We start from the raw sequence: 23,475 nt of genomic DNA, 5'->3' as shown, positions 1-23,475 counted from the left end.
TCACCAATCCTTATCGGTTGCCGCGTAGCGTTGAGAACTCTTCGTGCTGCTGTTTCCCGATCGACTCCGCCGCTCCTTTGATCCTTTCAGCCTCTTCGCGACTTCGGGTGCATAGGGTACCAAGCGTGGGCAGACGACAGAAACCGCTCAACGGCCGCGCCTTAGTAACCGCTTCAAGCTCAAACCGGCCAACAAAATGTAAGGCGGCATGGCGAGCGAATAGTGACCACAGTTTAATTCCAAAATATTTGGCCTAGCCCCGGCGTCCTTCAGCCTCTGCATGAACCTCTCCGATAGCTCTGGCAACACCACTTTGTCTCTCTTAGCCAACACAACCTGAAGATCGAGATCAGGCCGTGCCAAACTGCGCGCGTAATTCTCCAAGTTAAGTGGACCCCAGGCCCTTCTGAGATCGGTCAGCTCAATCTCAGGCTCAAGGCTATCGCGTATCGATCGTGTCGCCCGGCCCGTCCAAACCATATCCGCTAGGCTCCCCGCCGTCAGAAACAACGAGGCTTTTGACACAGCCAAGTCGTGTGCCGCGACTATGGCCGCAATCCACGAACCTAAGCTCATTCCGAGAACCGAAATCTCTCGATAGCCTTCGCTTTTCAACCAACGTATGAGTTTTCGTCCATCCAACACTGCCTGCCTTACAGATTGGATCGTTCGTCCGAGATTAGGGCTAAGCATATAGTCGGCGTGCACGGAGCCGGGACGGCTGCGTTCGAAGTGATAAGGCATAGCAATCTCGACAACCGTGATGCCACGCTGCGAGAAAAAGTTGGCAATCTGACGATTCCGGGCGCTTGCATTCCAATGATGAAAAATCACCATCGCCTGATCGAACGACCCGCTTTCTGTGATTTTCGCCGAGACGACATTGTTTTGTTCGATGTCAGTAGAAATGTCCGATGAAAATTTGAGCCACCCATCTAGCCTTACAAAACCCTGATCACTCACACTCGGCTCATCGAAAAAGGCTGGATCAGCCACGGCTTGGTCCGCAAGGGCACAGAATTCCTCGATACTTGTTATCTTCTTCGCACCTGGAAAGGCGCGTTCCGCGTCAAGGACGAAATCCGTTGGTTTCTTCCCTTCCTCTCCGCGAAGGGCCCGGCGTTCGTCCCAACGATCGAGCCAACTATGAAACACTCTGATTGTTTCCTAACTCGCTCGCTCGCCAGCGGCCTAATCCTGGATCGAACAGGCCGTATAGTGCGACTAGCACCGAAATGGCCAGAAGGGTGGAAAAGCCGGCAAACGCGTCGATCAACAAGTAGCTGACAACAAGTAACGCCACGACCGCCGACATCTTCCACAAAGGCGCGTGAAATCGACCTCCGACACCTAATCGGATGGAGCCATACAGAAATACAAAACAGGTCGAAATAACGATAAGAAAGCTGCTGTAATGCGTCGGCATACGATAGCGGAACCTGGTGCTCACATCATCGCGACCTTGGAACATCGAAGACATATCGCCGACCAACCACGCCACAATATTCTCACCACTGGATGCCAGATAAGAGCTTTGGACCTTCATCCATATGGCGACCAAAACCCCCAAAATAGTACACCGAAAAACCCCACGCATCACTGTGAGGCCGGCTTCATTGAGCTCTTGCTGATGATCAACATGCGGCAGCTTCTTCAATCCGTCTCCAATTCTCCAAAGATCATGAACAACCGTATAGAGCAAAATGAGACCTGCGAAGAAAAGATAAAACACCAGGCACATGTATAGGTAAGCGATCCCCGTAAAAACGACTGTTTCGGGGACAGATATGACCTCAGGACGCACAAGAGCTATTTTTCCCCAATCCATGGCGTAGTTGCCACCGCCCTTCATCAACGGGATCAAGGACACGCCGATCCATTGAAAAAGACCCGCGAACAGCAAGCAAATCAAAAAAACCGACCAATATGTGTACGAGGAAGCGTCAACGTTGCGCAACCAGGCGTCGTCGCTTTCCACCTGATCGCCCCGCGCTGCGAGCTTTCTGCGCCCCTCACTTTTCCAGAAGACCAGCAACTCTATAACGAAGAAGAAAAACAGCGGTAAGAACACCATAAAGTCGAGTGTCCAATTTGCGGCCCAAAGGAATCCAACCTGCTTAACGAGCCCGTCCGCTCGCTCGTAGGTGACGTTGTGGATACCAATGATGTACGACATAAAGCCGAGGGCGGTCATGCCGGCAAACACCGACGCCGGTAAATTCAGGGGAGATCCGTGACTAAAAAACGCCTCCGATTTCCTCGCCAAACTAAAACGCCGCCTCGGCCCCTTGGCGTCAGTATCCCGTTTTAGCTCTGGAGACGCTGTGTCGTCATCGAAGGTCGCAGCCAGTGCTGTGTCTGGAATCTCCTGTGCAACGCTGCTTCCGGCTCTCTTCCATTCTCGTCTCTTGGCCGATAACCGCGATTGCGCCGCACTAAGCTCCATCTGCCATTCGCTGGTTGCCGCCGGATCATCGCAGCCAAAAACCCTCGCCAGCCAACGAATATTGGCAGTGCTAATTCCCTTCTCGTTCTCTTGAAACCAAAGCTGCACCGTTCGCAGATCGACCCCAATCCGGTTGGAATCTATCTGTGAAATCGCCTCTGCGAGAAGCTCGGGCGTCCATGGGCCTGCAGGAAACCCGTCCTTGCCCAATGGCCTACCAGCACCCGCCGCGGCCAACCGCTTGAATATTTCTTTGAAATCACTTTCGTCTCCCGGCGGAGGGAGGAATATTTTTCCATTCTTAATCAATGGCTTACAGGCGCTACTTTCGTTTCGTTTCGCTAGGCTTCGTATCCTATCGTGCCTTCGTCCTCAATCAACGTATTTTTCAACTCGATTTTGGCCGGGGTGGCAGGGGCGGAGTGTGCCCGCATGAGGAATGAAGCCATGCTGAGCCTAGGAAAATCTTCAAATGACCTATCCGGAGGCAACCATTTCACTCGGCAGAATCGCACGGCGATTAATGCTGAGGCGCGGCGCGGCTCCCTGGCCGACATAACCGAACGACATGTCGCGGCTCAAAGAGCGGCCAAAGCGTTGCGAGAGGCTGAGAAGGCGCCTGGGGCTGGCGACGTGATCGCGTTGGACGAGGCCGCGGCGCGGCGCGACGTGATTGCGTATCAGCCCGCCGATCACCGGGAATCCATCGGGAAGCTGGTATACATCGCGGCATATCTGATCGCGAGGCGGGAGCGTCTCGAGGAAAGGGAAATGGCGACGGTTATGGAGATGGCGGCGCCTTTTGGGTGAGGTGATCAGCCATCATGGGGGTGAAAAAGCCGCTGAAAAGCGGGCTTCTTCATGCCACAGGTGCTTGCGGGTCAAAGTCGATCTGCTCTTCCGTGGATCAACCTGATCGCACCGGCCTGCACGGCACCGGTCAAGCATCCCCAAATCAAAGCGGCGATGAAGTTCCAGCCGAAAAGCAGGGCAATGACGAGGCAGATCAGACCCGTCGCACAGACTGTGGCGTAGTCGAGCAGTTCGTCTTCCATTTTCAGCAACACCTGTTTTCGTCGGTCTCGCCGTTTAAAACCGGCGGCGGAGGCCGGCTAGTTGATGGTAGCGATCCATTCTCCGGATGCGTCTTTGGCAAACCCGACGACGCGATCCAGGGGCTGAGCCTGTGGTGACATCTTGATTGATGTCATGCACGATACTCCGGGGCCGCTGCTGTTCTTGTCGCACTGGCCGAGAGCAAGCGAGATCTCGGGCATGTTGTTGCGGTCCCAAACGAGCGGCGAAGCTTGCTGTGCCTTCCGGAAAGCGGCAAGAGCTTCATCCTCCGTCGGCGCTTCGACGATCGGGGCTTGCGGAACAGGGCACAGAGAAGGATCGGCAGAAATAGCCGCTGCGAGTTCGGCCTTGGAAAGTGCCTGTGCTTCGACGCCGGGCATCGCAAGCCATGTGCCGCCAGCGCCGGCTAACAAGCCAACGGTGGCGGCAATCGCGAGAAGTGCGTTTTGGTTCACGCTAGAATCCTCACCTAAAGATTCAAATTGAACCAGTGGCGTTGTTTTACGCCTTGGTCGTTCGGGATGTCGAAATACCAGGGATCGGCGCGGCGGGGACGCATTGACGAAATTTCTTTAGTGCAGCTATCGCTTCCGTCGCTGTCAGGACCAGCACGACGAACGGGAATAGTGAGGCCATTTTTGTCGGCCTGGCTGTTAAACCTCGATTTGCAGACATTCACGGTCTTGACGCACTGATCGGGGACGCGGCGATTGCCTTCCTTGCCCCGCTCGCTATAGCCGACCTTCGAGCCTTCCGGGCAGTCTGCGTACTCTTGGCGGCCAGGTTCTCCAGCCTTTGCTTCGTGGCAAATCGGCCAAGAGAAGCCTGGCTTCGCCATGGCGCGAATGAGTTTCGTCATTGGCGGAACGCAGTAGGAAACGCCATGCCAGGACGGACTTTGCGAGGCAGCACAGAGCAGTATTTGGCAACCCCAGGAGGCATCTTGAGCCTTGGCGGCGGTAGCAGGCAGGATAGCGACGGCTGCTAGGCCGGCTGCCGCATAAAGCAGGTTTTTCATGTCAGGTGGTCCTCTCGATGGTGACTGCTGGTGGGGCCCGATCGACATGGAGTTTGTCGCTGGGTGTGGCAGGCTGCGCTCGATCGCCGGCAGCGTAGATGGCGGCGGCAACGAGCGCGAAAGCTGAGAACCAGAAGATCCCTATCCGGAAGAGGAGCGGCTGGTTGGGGATGTCCCGGCACAGTGGCGGGAAAGCAAAGAGCCCAACCAGAAAGCTGTCGAATGCGAGGTTGCGTTGACTTTGAAAAAGGATCGACACGGCGAGCAGTAGCACAGCAAAGGGGCCATGCACCCACCAGATTCGTGAGGAAAGGACGATCAGCGCGAACGATATCGGAATGGCAAGCAACAAGCTCGCCAAGGGATCGTTTGCGATGGAGTTCGCAATATGGGCGAAGTCTGGCAACTATCGATCTGTCCTATTCGGTTTTTTGCGAGCGTCGGCGAAGGGAGGCGAAATTTCGCTTTCCCGTTCTGCAAGAAGATTGAAATCTGCGATCGGCCGGCGATCTAGCGTCTTGTCGACGGCCTTCCGCCTCCACTCATTCATGTCGAGAACGTAAGTCGCCCACATGCCATAACGGGCCGCCATGGCGTGACGCTGATAGGTGATGTACTGGCCGTTGTAGAGATAGGGGGTTGCGACCCGCGCCCAGCCGACGCGGAGCATTTCGAGCGCGAGATCGCGGCCCGTTACGATGCATCGCGCCGACGGCACGCCATCATGGTCATAGCCGAGAACGGTGCATTCGACGGATTTATTACCGACGGTTCGTTTGAGCCAGGCTTTGGCAAATGGACCACAAGGAACCGGTGGCGGTGCTTTGACGCGCTCACGGTCTTCCCATTTCGGATTGAACGCCCATTGGGGCAGCTCGCAAGCATCGATGTCTGCGAGACGAATTCCCTGAGCGAATTGGGGATACCAGAGGGTGCGACCGTCTATGACGGCGACGCGCCCTTTGAAGACGGGATAGACGGGAGCGGGCACAACTCGCGGCTCATAGCGGACTGGAGCCCGGCTCCTGATGATATCGGCAGCCATCGCGGGGGTCGCGATCGCTGCTGCAACAATGACCGTAGCGACGGCGGTATCTTTCATTGTTTTGCTTTCTTGGCTCGCTCGTTGGCCGATCGGCTCAGAAGGACGGCCGGGTGTTGGACGTCTTGGAACTGCCACAAGCCAGCCCGCCTTTCGCGGGCGTCCTGTTCGGCAACAGCATAGGGAGTATGAAAGGGCAGGCCGTCGGCGTTGAGCGAAGCGAAGGCATAGCCGCTGGCGATCATCATTGTAGCCAGGTCGAGCCGGTCTTTGCCCACTGTGGCGTAGCAGACGACATAGGAGAGGTCGGCCGTCTTGGCGACGGGAGCACACACCGGTTTCGTGTCCTTGATGTAGGCGGCGAAGACGGCCAGCGAAGCATCGCCACAGTCGCGCTTTTGGCCCTTCTTGTCGGTGTAGAACGTGCCGCGAAGGCATGACTGGACGCCAAAGAGACGGTAGCGCAGCCCGTCTGAAAACCACGTGTCGCCGGTTTCGAGCGTGACACCTGGCTGGAGATCGAAGTAGCCGGCTGGTGCTGCGGCTGCTGCCACCGGAGCCAGCGCGACACCGAGAATGGCGAGAAGCCTTCTCATTGTGATTTTGCCCGTGGATCGGCCCACATGCCGTATGACCCCGACTTGCCGATTTCCTCGGCCTTTGCGAGATCCGGGCGGACGTATGTTCCGTCCGGCTTCTTGGCGAGCCGAAGCGCTCCAAGTGATAAAAGCTGTTCTTCGAACATGTCGACAGTGTCGAGACTGCCCGGGTAGTTGTAGTAGCCGTAGCAGGTCGCATTCTGCTTCGCGGCGTTCTGCTCACTCACAAACGCCCGGCAGAAAATCACCTTCGGGCTTTTCAACATGATCTGAAGCTGCTCTTGGGCGAATGCTGAGCACGCCCCGGCAAAGTCTTCCTTGCGGTTGACCATCTCGCCCTGACACGGCTCGAGCCCGAAAAGATGCAGCGTTGTTTTTTCATCAACGCGAAATTCTGTCGGGGAGACGGCCTTGTAACCGGCCTGAGACGCATATCCCTTGCGGTCCACGATCTTGCCGGAACCGTCGTAATACTCGACGACCAGCACCGTCTTGCCCGGTGCAGCCAGCGACTTGATGTAGTCCTTGTTGATGTCCTCCACGGACAAAGCCGGTGTTGCCATGACGCAACTAGCGAGTGTGGCAATAATGGTACGTTTCATTTTCTAGCCCTAACCATCCTGGTGACATTGGATTACCCGCAAGAGGGGGGTTTAAGTATGGTGCAAAAACTTGTATCACTACCCCAAATCGGTATCATGCACCTACGAACTTAATCGGTTTTCGTTGTAATCTCAACACCGCAAGTTAGGCGGGGGACGATGATCAGAAGGGCTAGAATTGAAGGTGTTTCGCGATTGGCTGTAATGGCAGGCGCTTTAGCCTTAAATGCCGCTGGACCGATAGCGTCAACGGCTCAAGAATCGCAGAAACAAGCCGAATTTGTTACGAACATGCCAGCTGCGGCGCCGGTCAATGACGCTTCGATCAGCGCTATTTTCGCAAACCGGTGGGGTAAGGCAAGCGGTGAATTCGTGCTTGGCTCTGACGGCGTGGTCGCGCCCGAAACGGCCTCACCGTCGGGGGCCATTATAGATAACCCTATTGGTACGTTCGCCCTTTGTTATGCATCTGATAAGAATGCCCATAATGTTATCGATATGGGTAAGCTAGCGAATGGAGAGATTGCCCATAATGGTGTTGCCGGGCCGACAGCCACAAGCACGGCAAACGTGCAAGATTGTGGGCCGTCTCCCTTAAGCCCCGCGGAAATCAAAAGCTTGGTCGTGGAAACGGCTCGTCGGCATAAGGTCGATGAAGTTTTCGCCACTGCCATTGCCTGGGCTGAAAGCGGATTTGACCAGACCCGCAATTCGGACAAGGGCGCGCGCGGCCCAATGCAGCTGATGCCCGGCACTGCAACACGCTTTGGTGTCGAAGACGTTTGCGATCCTGCGCAGAACATCGAAGGCGGCATGAAGTACCTGCGCGTGCTGCTCGACGAGTTTCAAAATCCTCTGCTGGTGGCGGCTGCCTACAACAGCGGGGAGCACCGGATTTATGAGCATGGCGGCATCCCACCGTTCAAGGAGACGGTCGGGTACGTCGCCAAGGTGGTGAATTACCAGCTCGGTCTGGCAATGCCGACAGTCAGGACAAAGACCAGAGCGGCCGCCCCTGCGGCGATCGCTGATGCGGGTGATGACGGCAACGCCGGCGTCATTGCCGTGAAGAAAACCGGCAAGTTTGTCGGCGGTGTGATGCACTTTTGAAGGAGAGAAGGCATGAAGTGCTTTGCGAATAAGGGTACGGGGATAAGCGCGCTGAAGCTGGCAGCCTTGCTCGGGCTGGCGGCGGCGATTCAGCTAGCGGGCGCTGACCTGGCGCTTGCACAGGGCGGCGGTGGAAGCGGAGCTTTTGCACCGCTCCAAACTGCCGTCCAAATGATCGTCGATTTCATTACCGGTCCGTTCGGCCGGTTGCTGGCGATTATTGCCGTGATCGGTCTTGGCTTCCTGGCATTCGCCGGCCGTCTGTCATGGTTCACGGCTGGTGCCGTGATCGTCGGTATCGGTCTCGTGTTCGGCGCTCCGACGATCGTCGACGAAATGATCGCGGCCGTCGGTCAGTAAAATGACTGAGTACGAGGACGAAAAGCCAGCCTTGGCTCCGTTGGTGATCGGCCTGACCCGATCGCCGACGCTTTGGGGCGTGCCGTACATGGCGGTCGTCATCATTGTCGGCGTCACCATCATTGGCTGGCTGGCTTCGAACTCGTTGTGGGCGTTGTTGGTCGCTCCGGCGGCGTATCTCGTCCTTTTTTCACTTTGCGCCTGGGACAGCCGGATTTTGGACGTGCTGCAGGTGGCGTCGCGGATGACGCCCCGCACCCGGAACAAAACCTTTTGGGGCACCAATTCCTACGGACCGTAACCAATGCTGAAAGTCGTTAGAGAAGAGCTTGGATTTGGAAAGGTCGCTCATAATGAGCGACCTATGTCCACACATATCCCGTACCTGCGGCACGTGTCCGATACGGTGATAGGGCTGGAAAACGGCTCCTTGCTGAGCGTCATCAAGTTGGACGGCCTGTTTTTCCAGACGGAGGACCAAGCAGAACTCAACATGCGGTCCGTCGTGCAAAACACGATGATCCGGGCGCTTGGCTCAAGCCGCTTTTCGCTCTGGTCTACCGTCATCCGCCGTGAGGTGGAAACCGAGATTGGCGGCGCGTTCGATGAACCGTTCTGCGAGCTGCTGAACAGACGCTACATGGACCAATTGCGCGAGAAGCGCATGTTCACGAACGAAATCTATCTGACCATCGTGCGGTCAGGGATGCGTGGCGCTCTCGGTATTGGTGATTCGGTCAAGAAGCTGCTCGATCGGGCCAACCGAGAAGTGCGGAACCAGCAAACACGCGAGGATGTCACAGAGCTTGAGGAGCTGATCTCCAACATCACGCGCGAACTCCAGAAATACGGTGCTCGCGCGCTCGGGATCGCCTATCGCGATAAGGAGCCGTATTCGGAACCGTGTGAGTTTTTCAACACGATCCTGACCTGTGGCGTGCCGCGCAAGATGCGATTGCCGCGCATGGGAATACGAAACTTTGTCGGGACATCGCGGCTGCACTTCAGCAAGCGGACAATGCAGGCCCAGGCGGCGGTCGACGAAGACAGCCGTTTTGGCGCTTTGCTGTCGGTGAAGGAATATCCGCCGTTCACCGGGCCGGGCATGCTCGATGGGCTGTTGCAGGTCAACCATGAATTCATCCTGACGCAATCCTTCACGATCGCGGACAAGCCCATCGCACAGGAGCGCATCACCCGCCTGCAACGGCAAATCCAGGCGTCGGATGAGGCCGGAAGTTCGGTCGAGAAGGATATCGACTACGCCCTGAACAGTCTGATGAACCAGGAAGCGGTATTCGGCTTCCATCATCTGACCCTGTTGTGCCTGTCCCGCGATTTGAAGGGCGTCAGCCAGTCGGTGTCGGAGCTTGGGGCCTGCCTCACTGACATGAACATCAATTGGCTGCGTGAGGACGTAAACCTTGAAGCCGGCTTTTGGGCACAGCTTCCGGGAAATCGCAGCTACATCGCCCGCAAGGCGATGCTGTCGAGCGCCAATTTCTCCGGCCTATCGTCGATGCACAATTTCGCGACGGGGAAGATTGACGGCACCCATTGGGGCTTACCGATCACCATTCTCGAAACCACGTCGCAAACGCCGTACTGGTTCAATTTTCATCAGCGCGACATCGGCCACTTCTTGGTGACCGGTCCGACCGGTTCGGGCAAGACGGTGGCATTGACCTTCCTGCTCGCCCAAGCAATGCGCGTCAATCCGACTCCGAAAGCAGTGTTCTTCGACAAAGACCGCGGCGCCGAGATCTTCGTGCGCGCCATAGGCGGTTCCTATGAAGTCCTTTCGCCGGAGACGACGACCGGCTTCAACCCGCTCCAGCTCGAAAACACCGGTCCCAACCGTGAATTCCTGATGCGGCTCCTAAAAGCAATGCTGCGGTCCAGCGACCGCCGCGACTTCACCCAGGAGGACGAAGACACGCTTGAGAAAGCGCTTACACGCCTGATGCAAGAGCCGGCGGCTGAACGAAACCTGCCGAATCTGTCCGGCCTGCTCGTCGGCCGTTCGCGTGCTGACGCAAACGATCTGCATTCGCGCCTCCGGCCTTGGATCGACGGCGAAAAGGCCTGGCTCTTCAACGCACAGCACGACGTGCTGTCATTCTCGGGGCACAGTGTTTTCGGGTTCGATATGACCAGCATTCTCGGTAATGAAGAGCTGAGGACGCCGGCGCTGATGTACCTCTATCATCGCCTCGACGAACTGCTGAACGGTGATCCGGTCATGTTCTTCATGGACGAGGGCTGGCAGCTGCTGAAGGACGAGACATTCAGCAATTTCATCGTCGACAAGATGAAGACCATCCGCAAGCTCAATGGCATTGTGGGCTTCGGAACACAATCTGCGGCCGACATAGCGAAGGCCAAGGCTTCGCACACCCTGATCGAACAATCGGCAACGAACATCCACTTCCCGAACCCTCGCGCCGATGAAGAGAGCTACATCAAGCGGTTTGGCCTGACGGTGAAGGAATTCAACTTCATCAAAAACACCCCGCCGGAGAAGCGCACTTTTCTCGTGAAGCACGGCAATGACTCGGTCATTGCCCGGCTCGATCTGTCGTCCATGCCCGACATGGTGAAGGTCCTTTCGGGCCGCAAGAAGACAATCGAGGAATGCGCCGCTCTACGGGAAAAGTACGGCGATGAGCCGGAAAACTGGCTGGCTGAATTCTGCGGATGGGAGAAGGGTCAATGAAGAATAGTCCTGCTCTGTGGTTGATGATGACAGCGCTTGCCGCTCCCATTCCTGCATGGGCCGGGGGCGTCCCGGTTATTGATGGCGCAAACCTGACGGAAAAGACGATCCGGAAGGAAAAGACGAACGACATCGAAAAGGTCGATAAGGACCGGCATTCGATCAACACAAGCGTCACATGCTCGATGTACCGGAAAGGCCGAAAGGACGATCCGGTGGCAGCTGCCAACGCTAATCCGGAGATTGCGGGGTTGGTAAAACGTGTTGCGCGCGAAGAAGGCGTTGATGAAAATCTGTTCATGGCTCTCGTCTACCAGGAGAGCCGTTTCAACCCTTGTGCCAAATCTGAGGCGGGCGCCATCGGCTTGTCGCAGTTGATGCCGGAGACTGCCGGCGATCTCGGCGTTAACCCCTACAATATCGAACAGAACCTGCGTGGCGGCGCGCGCTATCTGAAACAGCAGCTCAAGCGCTTTGGCGGCAACACGAACCTTGCCCTGGCCGCCTATAACGCCGGTCATGGCAATGTTCAAAAGTACGGCGGCATCCCTCCGTTCAAGGAGACACAGGGTTACGTCAAAACGATCACCCAACAGTGGTTGCCGGCATTCGGCGGGTCGAACGGAGCCAACATTCCGCTGAACTATGGCGGCGGCGACAGCGCCTACACAGGCATGCGGGATTCGACGATCAACGCCATGGCAACCAGTCAGGCCACGCAGGAGAGCACCGGCAATGTGGCGTCCTGGCTGCAACAGCTGGGCGGTCTCAACGCCGGCACCATTCAGGACAGTTGGGACCACAATTCGGGCGCCCGCAACGCCAATCTGGAGATGATGAACCAGGTCATCCTACTCGGAACGACCATGGCGGACCTGTTCAACTCGCGGAACACCTCGCAGACAAGCGAGGTGTCGGGATCGTCGCAGTCCGCCGACGTCAAGAAAAAGGACGACGAAAAACCGCGCGAAACGACGGGCATTTGCGACCCGCGCACCGGGCTCGAATGGAGCCCGATCGAACAAGCCTGCGTGCAGAAGCGTGAACGCGAGGCCAACGTAAAACTTCAGCTGCAGCCCCAATAGGAGAACTACAATGAAGCGCTACATTCTCACTGCGTGCTCGATGCTCCTTGCATCGGCGGCATCGGCCCAGGTGCCGGTTATCGACAACGCGAATTTCAAGATCGCCAAGGAGACGTCGGTCACCACCGACAAGATCCTGAACACCAACAAAGACATTCTGACGACAGTCACGGATACTTTGAAGGCGGTCACTGGCGATCGAGGCAGCGAATCCGGCCAGATGCAAAACCTTGCCGTGGGCAATGGTTTCAGCGTCGCATCCATGCCGTCCTTCGATAGCCTGATGTCGGGCGGCGTGCCGAATTTCGGCGGGATTGGCGGCGACATTTCTCAAGTCGCCTCGACCTTCATCAACGGTCTCCAGCTGGTCAAAAGCCTGTCCGGCAAGGCGAACAGCGGTTTTTCCAGCGACAAATCCTATGAGGAGCTGGTTTCAACCGTTCTTGGCGTCGCCGCCTTGGTCAATGGCTCGCAAAAGGCAGTGACAACGCGCCGGAGCGCGTTTGAACAGGCCGGACAAAGCATCGGCAAGGCACAGGACATCAAGGGCTCGATTGACCAGAACACGCAGCTTCAGGTGCAAGCCGGCCTGACGATCAACGAACTCGTCGGCGTGATGAATGGCGCCGTCTCCTCGCTGCAGGCCGACAATCAACGCCGTTTGACCGATATCTCCAATTCAAAGAAGGCGCTCACCTACAGTGGCAACTAAGACCATCAAAACTGCCAAATTGCTGTCGGTCATCGTGATCGCATCCGGCATCGCCGGCTGCGGCACGGTCAAAGAAAAGACGGCTCCCTGTAAGCGACCCGCCAACCTAACGTCCTATGCCGCTGATCCTCGCCAGGAATGCGGCCGGATGGCGTCTATCAACGGCGACCCGTCGGCGGCCTTCGCGGCGATTGACGCGATGCTGGCGGAATAAAGGACGGTGGGCAAAAATGCAGGACTTCTTGGGCGATCTGCTAGACAGGATTGAGCAGTCAGGGGCGAATTTTTCTGAACGTGCATACGGCATTGTCAGCGGCGAGATCATGCCGCTGCTCAACATCATGTTTCTCGCCTATGTCGCCTATTACGGCCTCCAACTCTTCATGGGAACGTCGCGGGTCAGCGTGGCCGATGTCATCGGCCGCATCGTTCGCATGATGGTGATCCTGATCCTCATCAGCCAGTGGAGCCATTTCAACACGTTCTTCTATTCCTGGCTGAACGACACGCCCGAAGACGTAGGCCGCGCGATCCTGACCGCCACAGGCACAGGCATTACCGAGCCAACAAACGGCCTGTCCATGATCTGGCGGACCGCGAATGAGGCGGCGTCCGCATTTGCAGAACAATCAGGCTACTTCTCGGTCTTGCCATCGATGGTCGGCTTCCTGATCATGCTCTGCGTCGCCGTCTTCATCGCCGTCGCACTGGCGATCCTGCTGCTAGCAAAGGTTATGATGTGGGTGCTGATCGGCACGGCACCAATCTTCATCGCCTGCATGCTGTTCGAGCAGACGCGAAATCTCGGAGTTTCGTGGTTCCAGCAGGTGCTTCTCTACGCGCTGATCCCGCTTTTCGTCTATGTCGTGGCCGCTTTCCTGATCGCTGCGATGGACCCTGAGCTGACCAAAGTCTCCAGCGCGGCCAGTCAACGCCGGCTTCAGCTCAGCGATATCTCGGCGTTCCTGCTGCTGTGCTGCGCCGGCGCGTTCGTCCTCATCAATATTCAGGTTCTCGCGCAGGGCATTGTCGGTGGCGTCGCCGCCGGCATTGGCAATGTGGCGCGGGCTGTTGGACGCTTCAGCGGAGTGACCGCGCCGATGAAAGCGGTCGATGTCGCACGCGGGGCTGCCGGCTTCGTCGGCACTGCCGGCATGCAGGCTCGCGATCGCACACATGCCGGCATGCTCAGCAACATCCGCGACGCCAACGCCAGGGCGGCGATGCAGAACCGAATAAGCAACAACAGCATGCCGCGCTGAGGTGCTTGTGAGAGTGACTAAGGGCTAGATCGAAAATGTCAGATTCAAAAGAGACTGCACTACGGACCTATTTCCAAGACGGCGATCGTTGGGAATATGAGATCGTAAAAAAGGCCAAGCGATCGCGCGGACTCGCCTGGTTCGTGACGATCATTTTCGGGGCGATCACGCTGCTAGCTCTCGCGGCACTGGTGCTGCTGGTTCCGTTGAAGAGCTTCGAACCGTATGTCGTCGTGGTCGACAAAAATACCGGCTATCTGGAGGTCAAAAGTGGTCTGACTAGGCCTGCCAACCTCACCGAACAAAAAGCGGTCACCCAAGCCAATGTTGTGCGCTATATCCGCGCTCGCGAAGGCTATGACCCCTACGAGATCGAACAAAACTTCGGCATTGCCGCCTTGTTGTCGACCGGCGATGCCGCGCGGGAGTTGCAGGAGCTTTATAGCGCCGCCAATTCGAATAACCCCGCAAAAGTCTACGGAAAAAACAAGCGGGTTTCGGTGGACATCAAATCGGTGGCGGTCACTGAGCCGAGCGATCCTAGTCAACCGCCGTCGACGGCTCTTGTCCGTTTCTCAACGATGGAAAAATCCGACACGGATTCCATCACGCGGCACTACATTTCGGTCGTGCGTTTCCGCTACACCGACACCCCCACTGAAAATCAGTGGCTTTTTGAAAATCCCCTCGGCTTCCAGGTCTTCAGCTACCGTCGTGACCAGGAGACGGTGACCCCAGGAGGTGAGGGATGATGAAACACCTCCTGTTTTGGGCGGCGTTCTTCGCCGCAATCATGACTCACGCCCATGCGGCACAGTCACCACGCCCGGGCAATCTCGACGGCCGGGTTACAAGCGTTGTCTATCAGCCCAACAACGTCGTGACGGTCAATGCGACTTACGGCATTTCGACAATGATCATTTTCGATGAAGATGAACGTTTCGAGACGATCTCACTTGGCGACACGGAGAGCTGGCAGGTTGCGCCTTCAGAGAAGGGCAACATCCTGTTTGTGAAGCCGATCGCCAAGAACGTCACTACGAACATGAATGTCGTGACGACGAAGAGGATCTATTTCATCGAGCTTCACGATAATCCGCCTGCCGCCGGCAAGAAGGTCTTCGGCGTCAGGTTTGTCTACCCGGAAAAGGACCTCAATGCGGCGCTGCGCAAAGAAGCTGAGTACCGCGCCGCCAATCCGAATATCTCGAACATCGACAAGGCAAATGTCAACATCGACTATTCGTTTTCGGGTGACGCTAAGCTGAAGCCGTCGATGGTTTTCGATGACGGCAAGAAGACCTTTTTCAAATTCACCGGGCGTGTGCCGGCGATTTTCGCCGTGCAGTCGGATTTTTCCGAGACACTGCGCAACTTCCGCAAGGAAGGGGAATACCTCGTCCTTGATGGTGTCGCGACCCAATACACGCTGCGCGATGGCAATCAATGGACGTGCATTTTCAACCTTCGGAAGCCTGATTTCGGCGCTCCGGACCCTGATATCCTCGGTCCGGCTCCTGATCGCGTCGCCAAAAAGCGCTGGAGGAGCGGCAACAAATGAACCGGACACCTGAGCTTGAGGCCATGATGTCGGCCGACGAAACGGCCGTCAGCAACAAGAACGCAAAGCGCAACCAGCTCCTCGGCGGAGCAGCCTTGCTTATCGGCGGCGTCGTGGCAGCCTACTTCGTCCTTGCAACGCCGACGGAAACAGCTCGCGGCACAACCGAAGGCGACGAAGAATTCCGAACCACGACGTTCCGGCCACCGTCGTTCGTCCGCGAGGAAGAAAAGCCCGAACCGCAACCTGAACCTGACGTGATCAACATCCCGCCGCCTCCGGAGCCGGTACAGGAAAGGGTCGACACGACCACATTTAACGTGCCGCCTCCGCCTGAAGTCGTCCAGGCACCGCCCACGGACCCGGCAGCTGCGCCGCCCCCTGAAGAATTTCCGGAGCGCTATCGGTCCAAGCTGATATCGTTGGATACGGCTCGCGAGGAGGAGGGCGCCGGCGGCCTCGGTGGTGCCGACGGCAACGGTTTGAGTGTTGCGGGCGAGGACCGCAACAGCAAATTCCTCGCGGCGGCGTCAAGCCTGGCTGATCGGTCGGCAAAGGCTAAGCAGATCAAACGTACCGACGCGCTGGTACCTGAAGGCACCCTAATTCCGGGCATTTTGGAAACCGCGATCGTCAGCGATCTTCCGGGCCAAATCCGCGCGATCACATCTCAGGATGTCTATTCGTTTGACGGACGGCGCGTCCTGATTCCGACTGGAACCCGGCTTATCGGCGAATATCAGTCCGATGTTGTCAGGGGTCAGAAACGCATTTTCGTCATCTGGACCCGACTTCTCCGCGATGACGGTGTGTCCGTTCGCCTCAACTCCATCGGCACTGACAGCCTTGGTCGCTCCGGGCTGACTGGTCGTGTCGACAACAAATGGCGCGAGCGGTTCGGTTCCGCAATCGTGCTGTCGATTGTCGGCGCAGGCGCTAGTTACCTCACCGGCTATGGAAGCGATGAAGCTTTCGGCCAAGATAATGATGAAGCCAAACGCGGCGAGGAGCTGGCGCGCGACACGATCGCGCAAACGTTCAGCGACATGGCTAACCAGGCTTTGAGCGAAAACCTGCGCATCCCGCCGACGATCAGTGTCAGCCAGGGCGAACGCATCTTCGTCTATGTGCGCCAGGATCTCGATTTCAGCGCCATGTATGACGATCCCATCACAGAAGCGATGAAGGAAATACAACGTGAACGTCGCGGTCAGTAACAAGGGCCGATCGGCCACCAATCCCTATTACTTCCTTGATCGGGCACTCGAACCGATCCGCGGCTTTCTTGACGATCCGCGTGTAGTCGAAATCTCCGTGAACAAGCCGGGCCATGTCTATGTGGAACGGCTGGGCTCCGATCATATGGAGTTTCACGAAATTAAGAAGCTCACGGCGTCTGAAATCGAAAATATCGGGGAGCGCGTGGCCGGCGCAACGAACCAGTTCATCAGCCGCACCAAGCCCGTTCTAAGTGCGGCCTTACCGACGGGCGAGCGTATTCAGATCGTGCTGCCTCCCGCTGCGCCGGAAGGCGGCTCGATCTCGATCCGAAAGCAGGTCGTGAACAATTTCACGCTCGAGGAGTACCGCGATAGCGGCTCACTGGATAAAGTCTCGGTCGCAGTCGGCGGACTGAGCGACATCGACCGGGAGCTGATCGCGCACCTTCGGGCGAGCCGTATCTATGATTTCATCCATACGGCGATCACCAAGCGCGTGTCGATTTTAATCAGCGGCGGCACCTCGTCGGGCAAGACCACATTCCTCAACGCATGCCTGAAAAGCGTCGATCAGCATGAGCGGATACTGACGCTCGAGGACACGCGCGAGCTATTTCCGCCTCAGCCGAACAAGGTGCATCTGATTGCCTCGAAGGGCGACCAGGGCACCGCAGACGTGACGATCCAAAACCTGTTGGAAGCGTCGCTTCGGATGCGACCGGACCGACTCTTTGTCGGCGAAATTCGTGGCGCCGAGGCCTTCTCCTTCCTGCGCGCCATCAACACCGGCCATCCGGGCAGCATGTCGACGGTGCATGCGGATACACCGATGGGCGCCTATGAACAACTCGCCATGATGATGCAGCAGGCCGGAATGTCGTCGGGTTATTCCAAGCAGGATCTCATGTCATACATCCAAATGGTCATCCCGATCGTAATCCAGTTGCGCCGTGATGGCGGAAAACGGGGCGTTTCGGAAATCTTCTTTGCCCGAGACGAGACATGAACAAGGGCTATCAGGCCTTCTATCTTCTCTTCTGCGCCGGAATCGTCTTCGCCGTCTGGACCCTCACTTACGGACTTGGCTTGCAGCTCGTCTATAAGGACGGCCGAATTCTCGAAACGACGATCACCACCAATCCTTTCGTGCCTGTTCAACAATTCTGGCTCTACAAGGGCAGCCGTACCCTGCAGAAGGTCGCGCTCGTCGCGCTCCTGCCAAGCTTGTTCGCCGGCGGCCTGGCGGCCTACCTTGGCTTGAAATCGCCGAGCAACCCGCTCGGCGACGCCGCTTTTCAGGACATTGCCGCCTTGCGACGCGGCAGATGGTTCCGCAAGCAGGGGCACATCTTCGGCCGCCTTGGTCGCAAGATCCTCCGCACAAAGGATGATCGTCACCATCTCATCATCGGTCCAACTCGATCCGGGAAGGGTGCTGGCTACGTCATTCCCAACGCCCTCCTGCACGAAGGGTCAATGATCGTCACCGATCTGAAGGGCGAAGTCTTCAAGGCCACTGCCGGTTATCGCCGCCGCAAGGGAAGCCAGGTCTTTCTATTTGCTCCGGGATCGGAAGCCACCAACCGCTACAATCCGCTCGACTTCGTGCGCCAGGAGCGCGGCACGCGGACGACGGATATCCAAAACATGGCGAGCGTCCTTGTCCCCGAGAACACCGAATCCGAGAATTCGGTATGGCAGGCCACGGCACAGCAAGTGATGGCGGGCGCTATCAGCTACGTTCTGGAGAGCCCGCACTACAATGGCCGGCGCAACCTCGGCGAAGTCAATTCCCTCATCAATAGCGGCGTCGACCTCCAGGCGCTGATGAAGTTCATCAAGGCGAGAGAGCCATACCTTTCCAAGTTCACCATGGAAAGCTTCAATGCCTACCTCGCGCTGTCAGAACGGGCCGCCGCCTCTGCCTTGCTCGATATTCAGAAGGCCATGCGCCCCTTCAAAAACGAGCGCATCGTAGCCGCCACGAACGTAACCGATATGGATTTACGGGCGCTCAAGCGCCGGCCGATCTCGATCTACCTCGCGCCCAACATCACTGACATCACGCTATTGCGTCCTCTCCTGACGCTGTTCGTGCAGCAGACCATGGACATCCTCACCCTGGAGCACGACCCCAATTCCCTGCCCGTCTATTTCCTGCTCGACGAGTTCCGACAGTTGAAGAAGATGGACGAGATTATGACAAAGCTACCCTATGTGGCCGGCTACAACATCAAGCTCGCCTTCATCATCCAGGACCTCAAGAACCTCGACGAAATCTATGGCGAGACCTCCAGGCACTCACTGCTCGGCAATTGTGGTTATCAGCTCGTGCTCGGCGCCAACGACCAGGCAACTGCCGAATATGCCTCTCGTGCGCTCGGCAAGCGCACAATTCGCTATCAGTCGGAATCGCGCACCATTGAGCTTTTTGGCCTGCCTCGCCGCACGAAGGTCGAACAGATTCGCGAACGCGATCTGATGATGCCGCAAGAAATCCGGCAGATGCCCGAACGCAAGATGGTTCTGCTCATCGAAGGCCAGAGGCCGATCTTTGGTGACAAACTTCGATTTTTCGAGACACAGCCCTTCAAGGCTGCCGAGGCTTTCTCACAAGCGCACGTGCCGGAAGTCCCGTCCGTCGAATACCTGCCCGTCAAACCGGTACCGGCATTGACAGAAGAGTATGGAGGCGACAGCGAGCCGACTGTCGAAACAGTCCAAGTCCTGACGCCGGCGAAGGCGCAAGCAACTGCCTCGGCCGCCGACGACAAACAGCCGGAATCGGATTTAGGACGGCCGGCTAGTTCTTCCGCTCGTGTGGTCAACCGCAAGGCGATCGATGCACGAAAAAAACCAACCAAGAGCAATTCCGGCGCCGGCGCCGAAACGTCGAAACGCGACGTTGCGGCAATCGAGGAGCGCATTAAGACGGTCGAAGAGAGCTTAAAACCTAGCGCCGAACGACTGAAGGCGACGGTTGCGCAGAAAGTCGAGAAGCTCGGTGACCGCTCCCCGACAACACGAAAGAACTATCTGGATATATTCTCAGCGACGGTTCCTGATCCCGTCGACGTTGGCCTGGCCGCCGAAGCTTAAGAGCTTCCTGGCGGCCAGCTTCCTCTAGAACGGCCAAAAGCTGGCGATGAACGCGGCGGTCTCGCCGCCCCACTGCACGATCGACTGATACCAGCCAACAACCGTCTCATAAGCGATCTGGATCACGCCAAACACGAACACGAGGCAGATGACCACGCCAAGGCCCTTGCCGAAGCCTTCGTCGCCCTTCGGATCGTTGGTCTGGATTACATAGTCCTGCCTGTTGTTCAGCATCGTGCTCACTTAACGTTCCCGATCGTCGCGGTCGCGTTCCTTCCGTTCAATTTCGTCGCGCTCCAGCTCTTCAAGCCGCGGTATATGCTGCTGTGCTGGGTCGGTGCGCGTCGTCTCTCCGCCGCGCTGTGTTGCTTCCCTCTCCTTGTTTACCCGATCCTGAAGGCGGTTTGTAGCGTCTACCGTTGACGCGAGCTCGTGCGCTTCGCGGGCGTCAGGCTCATTCGTCGGGCGCTCGGCGTCCTCATGGCGAAGATCGCGCTGCTGTTCTGCTGTGGCGTCGACATTCGCCGGCGTCTTGTCCTTCTCCCCTTCAGGCCGTGCGGCGTCCTTCTTCCCGGCCTCTTCGATGGCGCGCATCAAGTCAGGATCTCTCTCGGCCACCTCACCTATGTAGGTGTTACCCTCGATCGCGAGCTGCGCCGCCCTTTCGACCGCCTGATTAAGCCCATTCTGCATTGCGTCCTTGTCACCCGACGAAAACTCGCCGGCCTCAAAGCGGTCAAGCCCTTCTCTATAGTGCTCGATGTCGATCATGACATGATTACCGGCTTCCACGACCGCCTCGCCATGCTTCACGACAGCGGCGTTCCACTGCTCCGTCGCATCGTCGCGCCCGGCGGAACGCTGCTCGTCCCTGCCCTGCCCTGCCATCGCCTCGTCTCGCTGCTTGTGCAACTCCAGAAGCTCGCGACGCTGATTGACGTGATCGCGCGCCAGGTTGGCAACCTCGTCGAAATCGTTCCTGTCATCAGGGCCAACACTTCTTTCAAGCTTGAACAGCGCCTTTTCGACCTGCTTTTCATAAGTCTCAAATTCAGCCCTGGATGTTTCGCGCACGTCCTGACCCTCCAATACGAGCTTTTGCAATGTTACCAGATTGGCGCGGAATTTTGAGCCGAAATCTGCATGCACCACATTTGGTGTAGCTTCCGCCTGGCCTGCTGAAAGGCTTGCTGTCAATCGATCCCGCTGCTGTTCTGCATAGGCGACGATCCGTTGATCACCGCTGGCGAGCGCGATTTTCTGCCAACTCTGCGTTGCCTTTATGGCATACTCCCGGCTCCTCTCGGCCTTCGCCAGACTTCTCCGGCCGCCCCGCTTGGCGTCGTACCGTCCTTGCGCCGCTTCGCTGGTCCCGACGTGCTCGGTCCGCCCTTCCCTGCTCACCGGCCTCACCTGATTGCGGGTAAAGGCGGGCGGAGCGGCGAACTCGCGACGATCGGTCATCTCCATCGCTATTCCCTGCTCCCGGGCCTTCTCCGCCATTGTGCCCCGCCACTCGCGAAACACCTGAGGCGTCGTCTCGATCCGATCACCCGATTCCGATCGCATCGTGATGATCGCGTGCGCATGGACATGCGGCCGCTTGCCCCCCTCCCCTTTTTCCTTCGGGTCATTGGCCGGATCATGCATGGCGAACACGTAGCGATGGCCGGCGAACTGTTCGGCAAGGAAGTCGCGTGCAGCTTTTTCAAACGCCGCGACATTCGTGCCGGCCCGGGCCGACATGATCAGGTGCATCACGTCGCGGCTTTTGCGGCTGTGCAGATCACCGCGCCATTCCTTTTGCACCAGATCGCCAGCCTGTTTTTCGTCACCAACGATTTTGCCGCGGTCGTCACGAACGTTGCCGTCATGACGTTCGACCAGTCTCCGCAATTTGCTGGCGCCAAACTCGACACCGTTGCCGTAGCCCTGGAACGAGAACCGTGCAGCCACATCCTGCCCGGCGGCACTAGCGTCATAGCGCGTCTGAATGATGCTGGCGGCCTTGTCGTCGCCAGTCAGCCGCTCGCCCTGCCCGCTTCTGAGCACGACCGCCCCTTGAACCGTCAGCGCGCCGTCGGTCTGGCGCGTGACCGCATAAGCGTAGCGTCGATCGCCGAATGCGCTCGTCAAACTGTTCCTGACCAGCTCATGCATCGCCTCGTCTGACGAAACCGCTGCAGTCGCAATCTCTACGGTGAAGCTGCCGATATCGCGGCTCTCTACTCGGTTCTGGAAAAGATGGTTCCAGTCGCCCCGCAACCGCGCCAGATCCTCGCGGCTACTGAGGCGCTCGCCGTTCTCGTTCTCGACCGCTAGCTCGCCGCCGCGCGACACATAATTCAGCATCGCCCCTACCCTCGCGCCGCCGCCATAGGATGCCATTTTAACGACCGCCGGCTGACTGCCCTGGGCAACCGCCGCTAGCCGCGCTTCCATTGTGCGGGCCGCTGCTGACCGCGCCTCGGTCGCGAAGATCGACCGGGCGGCCACTCGCCGCGTTTTGGGCTGGCTGCCACCGCCGCCACCAGCGCCACCGCCGCCGCCCAGCTCAGCCATCGCTTTCAATCGACGCTTCATTTCGTCTTCGGCCGACGAACGACGTTTTGGCCCAAGCGATGCCTCATGCAGAAACGCCGCACGGCGCTGCTCCCATTCGCTCGTGAAGGCGCCGAAGAAGATTTCCACGCCTTACCCCTCGGCTCGCCGCTTGTGGCCGGCGCGCCTAGCCAGCGATCGCAACTCCGTCATCACGGCTGCTTGAACGCGTTGCACATTTCCCAGATTGATGTCGACGTCGCCTGGATGAACCCCTTTGCCGCTGTTTAGCGATCGCGCCACCTGATTGAGGTTCACGCCGATCGCGCGCATATCCTCAAGCAGCAATGCCATCACGGCCCGATCCTCCTTTGTCAGGACCGGCCGAACACCCGCACCTTCGAGAATCAGCGACCGAAAAAATCCGGAAACCGTCATGTCGGCCGCCTTGGCCGCCTTTTCGATCGCCGCATATTCGTCCGCGCTGACGCGGGCATGCACCATGCGATCCTTCCGGTCCGGCTCGAGCCGGACTTCGAATTTCGCGTCGTCCATTGGCCTTGGGCCCCTCTCTCTGGCGCTTGCGGCAGGCATCGAGGGCTTGTCCCTCGATCGTCGGGAAAAATGTCGCACATTTTTCCGTATCCTGCCACTCTCAATAGACGTGAAATTCGCACTCAACAAAAACCAACTCTTCGAGCGTCCAACGTTTCGCTCGTCCACATCGAAACGATTGGCAGGGCCTTCGCCCTGCCCTGCCCCTTCAAACGCTAAAACGCTCTCCAGGGTTCACCTCCAGGACCGCTTTGTCGGCCTTTGTGTGCCCCTCGTACTCGTCCGCAAGGGACGCTCCGCTCTTCGCCCTGGCGGACTGCGTGCGAGCGTCACAGACGGCCTTCGCGCGGCTCCGGGGTTCACCACAATTAGGAGCGGGAAGGTCGGTGCCGCCAAGGCGAAATTGGGCGACCGTGGAGACTTTCAGGATGGCTCAAACGGCAGCGCGCGGTTGATTCCGTTTCACACGA

At 57.9% G+C, this 23,475-nt stretch carries 26 protein-coding genes; 14 read left to right on the top strand and 12 right to left on the bottom strand.

Going from position 1 to position 23,475, the window contains the following annotated elements; genetic code table 11:
- Positions 1-147 precede the first annotated feature (147 nt).
- Entirely contained in the window at positions 148-1,155 is a 1,008-nt protein-coding gene (locus EN846_RS28125; protein WP_135914024.1) for a dienelactone hydrolase-related enzyme, read from the bottom strand.
- Entirely contained in the window at positions 1,145-2,755 is a 1,611-nt protein-coding gene (locus tag EN846_RS28120) for a hypothetical protein (RefSeq protein WP_135914023.1), read from the bottom strand. Before EN846_RS28120 ends, EN846_RS28125 begins: the two co-directional genes overlap by 11 nt.
- Positions 2,756-2,878: 123 nt before the next feature.
- On the opposite strand from EN846_RS28120, the gene EN846_RS28115 reads away from it, so the two are divergent.
- Positions 2,879-3,256 (top strand): hypothetical protein, encoded by a 378-nt coding sequence (locus EN846_RS28115; protein ID WP_135914022.1) that lies wholly within the window; start codon positions 2,879-2,881, stop codon positions 3,254-3,256.
- Between the two features lie 71 nt (positions 3,257-3,327).
- On the opposite strand, the gene EN846_RS35340 is transcribed toward EN846_RS28115, so the two are convergent.
- Genes EN846_RS35340 through EN846_RS28085 form a run of 7 tightly spaced genes read right to left on the bottom strand, consistent with a single transcriptional unit; the run spans position 3,328 to position 6,784 of the window.
- Positions 3,328-3,501, bottom strand: coding sequence for a hypothetical protein (locus EN846_RS35340; protein ID WP_158302502.1), 174 nt, complete (start codon positions 3,499-3,501; stop codon positions 3,328-3,330).
- Between the two features lie 57 nt (positions 3,502-3,558).
- The gene (locus EN846_RS28110; RefSeq protein ID WP_135914021.1) at positions 3,559-3,978 is read right to left on the bottom strand and encodes a hypothetical protein; all 420 of its coding nucleotides are present in this window, start codon (positions 3,976-3,978) and stop codon (positions 3,559-3,561) included.
- A 14-nt stretch (positions 3,979-3,992) separates the two neighbouring features.
- Positions 3,993-4,541: a hypothetical protein gene (locus tag EN846_RS28105; RefSeq protein ID WP_135914020.1), complete on the bottom strand. Its 549-nt coding sequence runs from the start codon at positions 4,539-4,541 to the stop codon at positions 3,993-3,995.
- A 1-nt stretch (position 4,542) separates the two neighbouring features.
- The gene (locus EN846_RS28100; protein ID WP_135914019.1) at positions 4,543-4,947 is read right to left on the bottom strand and encodes a hypothetical protein; all 405 of its coding nucleotides are present in this window, start codon (positions 4,945-4,947) and stop codon (positions 4,543-4,545) included.
- The gene (locus EN846_RS28095) at positions 4,948-5,643 is read right to left on the bottom strand and encodes a thermonuclease family protein (protein WP_135914018.1); all 696 of its coding nucleotides are present in this window, start codon (positions 5,641-5,643) and stop codon (positions 4,948-4,950) included.
- Complete coding sequence (locus EN846_RS28090) at positions 5,640-6,179, bottom strand: thermonuclease family protein (protein ID WP_135914017.1); 540 nt, start codon at positions 6,177-6,179, stop codon at positions 5,640-5,642. The genes EN846_RS28095 and EN846_RS28090 overlap by 4 nt, the downstream gene beginning before the upstream one ends.
- A complete protein-coding gene (locus tag EN846_RS28085; RefSeq protein ID WP_135914016.1) occupies positions 6,176-6,784 on the bottom strand; it encodes a hypothetical protein in 609 nt (202 codons plus the stop codon). The genes EN846_RS28090 and EN846_RS28085 overlap by 4 nt, the downstream gene beginning before the upstream one ends.
- Before the next feature lie 204 nt (positions 6,785-6,988).
- Here EN846_RS28085 and EN846_RS28080 point away from each other — a divergent pair, with 204 nt between their 5' ends.
- Genes EN846_RS28080 through EN846_RS28020 form a run of 13 tightly spaced genes read left to right on the top strand, consistent with a single transcriptional unit; the run spans position 6,989 to position 19,909 of the window.
- Positions 6,989-7,894, top strand: a complete 906-nt coding sequence (locus tag EN846_RS28080; RefSeq protein WP_135914078.1) for a lytic transglycosylase domain-containing protein — start codon at positions 6,989-6,991, stop codon at positions 7,892-7,894.
- A 12-nt stretch (positions 7,895-7,906) separates the two neighbouring features.
- Positions 7,907-8,254, top strand: coding sequence for a TrbC/VirB2 family protein (locus EN846_RS28075; protein ID WP_135914015.1), 348 nt, complete (start codon positions 7,907-7,909; stop codon positions 8,252-8,254).
- 1 nt (position 8,255) lies between these two features.
- The gene (locus tag EN846_RS28070) at positions 8,256-8,555 is read left to right on the top strand and encodes a VirB3 family type IV secretion system protein (RefSeq protein WP_135914014.1); all 300 of its coding nucleotides are present in this window, start codon (positions 8,256-8,258) and stop codon (positions 8,553-8,555) included.
- 3 nt (positions 8,556-8,558) lie between these two features.
- Positions 8,559-10,970, top strand: a complete 2,412-nt coding sequence (locus EN846_RS28065) for a VirB4 family type IV secretion/conjugal transfer ATPase (RefSeq protein WP_135914013.1) — start codon at positions 8,559-8,561, stop codon at positions 10,968-10,970.
- A 23-nt stretch (positions 10,971-10,993) separates the two neighbouring features.
- Complete coding sequence (locus EN846_RS28060) at positions 10,994-12,055, top strand: lytic transglycosylase domain-containing protein (RefSeq protein ID WP_245518748.1); 1,062 nt, start codon at positions 10,994-10,996, stop codon at positions 12,053-12,055.
- A 10-nt stretch (positions 12,056-12,065) separates the two neighbouring features.
- On the top strand, positions 12,066-12,767 hold the full coding sequence (locus EN846_RS28055) for a type IV secretion system protein (RefSeq protein WP_135914011.1): 702 nt from the start codon (positions 12,066-12,068) through the stop codon (positions 12,765-12,767).
- The gene (locus tag EN846_RS28050; protein WP_135914010.1) at positions 12,757-12,981 is read left to right on the top strand and encodes a hypothetical protein; all 225 of its coding nucleotides are present in this window, start codon (positions 12,757-12,759) and stop codon (positions 12,979-12,981) included. Before EN846_RS28055 ends, EN846_RS28050 begins: the two co-directional genes overlap by 11 nt.
- Before the next feature lie 16 nt (positions 12,982-12,997).
- Positions 12,998-14,029 (top strand): type IV secretion system protein, encoded by a 1,032-nt coding sequence (locus EN846_RS28045; RefSeq protein ID WP_135914077.1) that lies wholly within the window; start codon positions 12,998-13,000, stop codon positions 14,027-14,029.
- A gap of 35 nt (positions 14,030-14,064) precedes the next feature.
- Positions 14,065-14,781 (top strand): type IV secretion system protein, encoded by a 717-nt coding sequence (locus EN846_RS28040; RefSeq protein ID WP_135914009.1) that lies wholly within the window; start codon positions 14,065-14,067, stop codon positions 14,779-14,781.
- Positions 14,778-15,590 carry a TrbG/VirB9 family P-type conjugative transfer protein gene (locus EN846_RS28035; RefSeq protein ID WP_135914008.1) on the top strand — a complete coding sequence of 271 codons (813 nt, stop codon included), beginning with the start codon at positions 14,778-14,780 and terminating at the stop codon, positions 15,588-15,590. The genes EN846_RS28040 and EN846_RS28035 overlap by 4 nt, the downstream gene beginning before the upstream one ends.
- The gene (virB10, locus tag EN846_RS28030; RefSeq protein WP_135914007.1) at positions 15,587-16,807 is read left to right on the top strand and encodes a type IV secretion system protein VirB10; all 1,221 of its coding nucleotides are present in this window, start codon (positions 15,587-15,589) and stop codon (positions 16,805-16,807) included. Before EN846_RS28035 ends, virB10 begins: the two co-directional genes overlap by 4 nt.
- A complete protein-coding gene (virB11, locus tag EN846_RS28025) occupies positions 16,788-17,816 on the top strand; it encodes a P-type DNA transfer ATPase VirB11 (RefSeq protein ID WP_135914006.1) in 1,029 nt (342 codons plus the stop codon). The genes virB10 and virB11 overlap by 20 nt, the downstream gene beginning before the upstream one ends.
- Positions 17,813-19,909, top strand: coding sequence for a type IV secretory system conjugative DNA transfer family protein (locus EN846_RS28020; RefSeq protein ID WP_135914005.1), 2,097 nt, complete (start codon positions 17,813-17,815; stop codon positions 19,907-19,909). Before virB11 ends, EN846_RS28020 begins: the two co-directional genes overlap by 4 nt.
- A 24-nt stretch (positions 19,910-19,933) precedes the next feature.
- Here EN846_RS28020 and EN846_RS28015 read toward each other — a convergent pair whose 3' ends face one another.
- Genes EN846_RS28015 through EN846_RS28005 form a run of 3 tightly spaced genes read right to left on the bottom strand, consistent with a single transcriptional unit; the run spans position 19,934 to position 23,005 of the window.
- Positions 19,934-20,143 (bottom strand): hypothetical protein, encoded by a 210-nt coding sequence (locus EN846_RS28015; protein WP_135914076.1) that lies wholly within the window; start codon positions 20,141-20,143, stop codon positions 19,934-19,936.
- Between the two features lie 9 nt (positions 20,144-20,152).
- Entirely contained in the window at positions 20,153-22,600 is a 2,448-nt protein-coding gene (locus EN846_RS28010; protein ID WP_135914004.1) for a conjugal transfer protein TraA, read from the bottom strand.
- A gap of 3 nt (positions 22,601-22,603) precedes the next feature.
- The gene (locus tag EN846_RS28005; protein WP_135914003.1) at positions 22,604-23,005 is read right to left on the bottom strand and encodes a MobC family plasmid mobilization relaxosome protein; all 402 of its coding nucleotides are present in this window, start codon (positions 23,003-23,005) and stop codon (positions 22,604-22,606) included.
- Positions 23,006-23,475 lie beyond the last annotated feature (470 nt).

It is taken from the genome of Mesorhizobium sp. M4B.F.Ca.ET.203.01.1.1 (assembly GCF_004791025.1).
GTDB classification, from domain to species: domain Bacteria; phylum Pseudomonadota; class Alphaproteobacteria; order Rhizobiales; family Rhizobiaceae; genus Mesorhizobium; species Mesorhizobium abyssinicae.
The sequence above is the reverse complement of the archived record's forward strand: the minus strand, read 5'-3'. Positions and strand labels throughout refer to the sequence as shown.

Coding starts and splice junctions, on each gene's coding strand:
- EN846_RS28115 (WP_135914022.1), top strand. CDS start 2,879: ATGAGGAATGAAGCCATGCTGAGCCTAGGAAAATCTTCAAATGACCTA.
- virB10 (WP_135914007.1), top strand. CDS start 15,587: ATGAACCGGACACCTGAGCTTGAGGCCATGATGTCGGCCGACGAAACG.
- EN846_RS28045 (WP_135914077.1), top strand. CDS start 12,998: ATGCAGGACTTCTTGGGCGATCTGCTAGACAGGATTGAGCAGTCAGGG.
- EN846_RS28095 (WP_135914018.1), bottom strand. CDS start 5,643: ATGAAAGATACCGCCGTCGCTACGGTCATTGTTGCAGCAGCGATCGCG.
- EN846_RS28055 (WP_135914011.1), top strand. CDS start 12,066: ATGAAGCGCTACATTCTCACTGCGTGCTCGATGCTCCTTGCATCGGCG.
- EN846_RS28040 (WP_135914009.1), top strand. CDS start 14,065: ATGTCAGATTCAAAAGAGACTGCACTACGGACCTATTTCCAAGACGGC.
- EN846_RS28080 (WP_135914078.1), top strand. CDS start 6,989: ATGGCAGGCGCTTTAGCCTTAAATGCCGCTGGACCGATAGCGTCAACG.
- EN846_RS28075 (WP_135914015.1), top strand. CDS start 7,907: ATGAAGTGCTTTGCGAATAAGGGTACGGGGATAAGCGCGCTGAAGCTG.
- EN846_RS28060 (WP_245518748.1), top strand. CDS start 10,994: ATGATGACAGCGCTTGCCGCTCCCATTCCTGCATGGGCCGGGGGCGTC.
- EN846_RS28070 (WP_135914014.1), top strand. CDS start 8,256: ATGACTGAGTACGAGGACGAAAAGCCAGCCTTGGCTCCGTTGGTGATC.
- EN846_RS28005 (WP_135914003.1), bottom strand. CDS start 23,005: ATGGACGACGCGAAATTCGAAGTCCGGCTCGAGCCGGACCGGAAGGAT.
- EN846_RS28090 (WP_135914017.1), bottom strand. CDS start 6,179: ATGAGAAGGCTTCTCGCCATTCTCGGTGTCGCGCTGGCTCCGGTGGCA.
- EN846_RS28020 (WP_135914005.1), top strand. CDS start 17,813: ATGAACAAGGGCTATCAGGCCTTCTATCTTCTCTTCTGCGCCGGAATC.
- EN846_RS35340 (WP_158302502.1), bottom strand. CDS start 3,501: ATGGAAGACGAACTGCTCGACTACGCCACAGTCTGTGCGACGGGTCTG.
- EN846_RS28105 (WP_135914020.1), bottom strand. CDS start 4,541: ATGAAAAACCTGCTTTATGCGGCAGCCGGCCTAGCAGCCGTCGCTATC.
- EN846_RS28035 (WP_135914008.1), top strand. CDS start 14,778: ATGATGAAACACCTCCTGTTTTGGGCGGCGTTCTTCGCCGCAATCATG.
- EN846_RS28065 (WP_135914013.1), top strand. CDS start 8,559: ATGCTGAAAGTCGTTAGAGAAGAGCTTGGATTTGGAAAGGTCGCTCAT.
- EN846_RS28085 (WP_135914016.1), bottom strand. CDS start 6,784: ATGAAACGTACCATTATTGCCACACTCGCTAGTTGCGTCATGGCAACA.
- EN846_RS28015 (WP_135914076.1), bottom strand. CDS start 20,143: ATGCTGAACAACAGGCAGGACTATGTAATCCAGACCAACGATCCGAAG.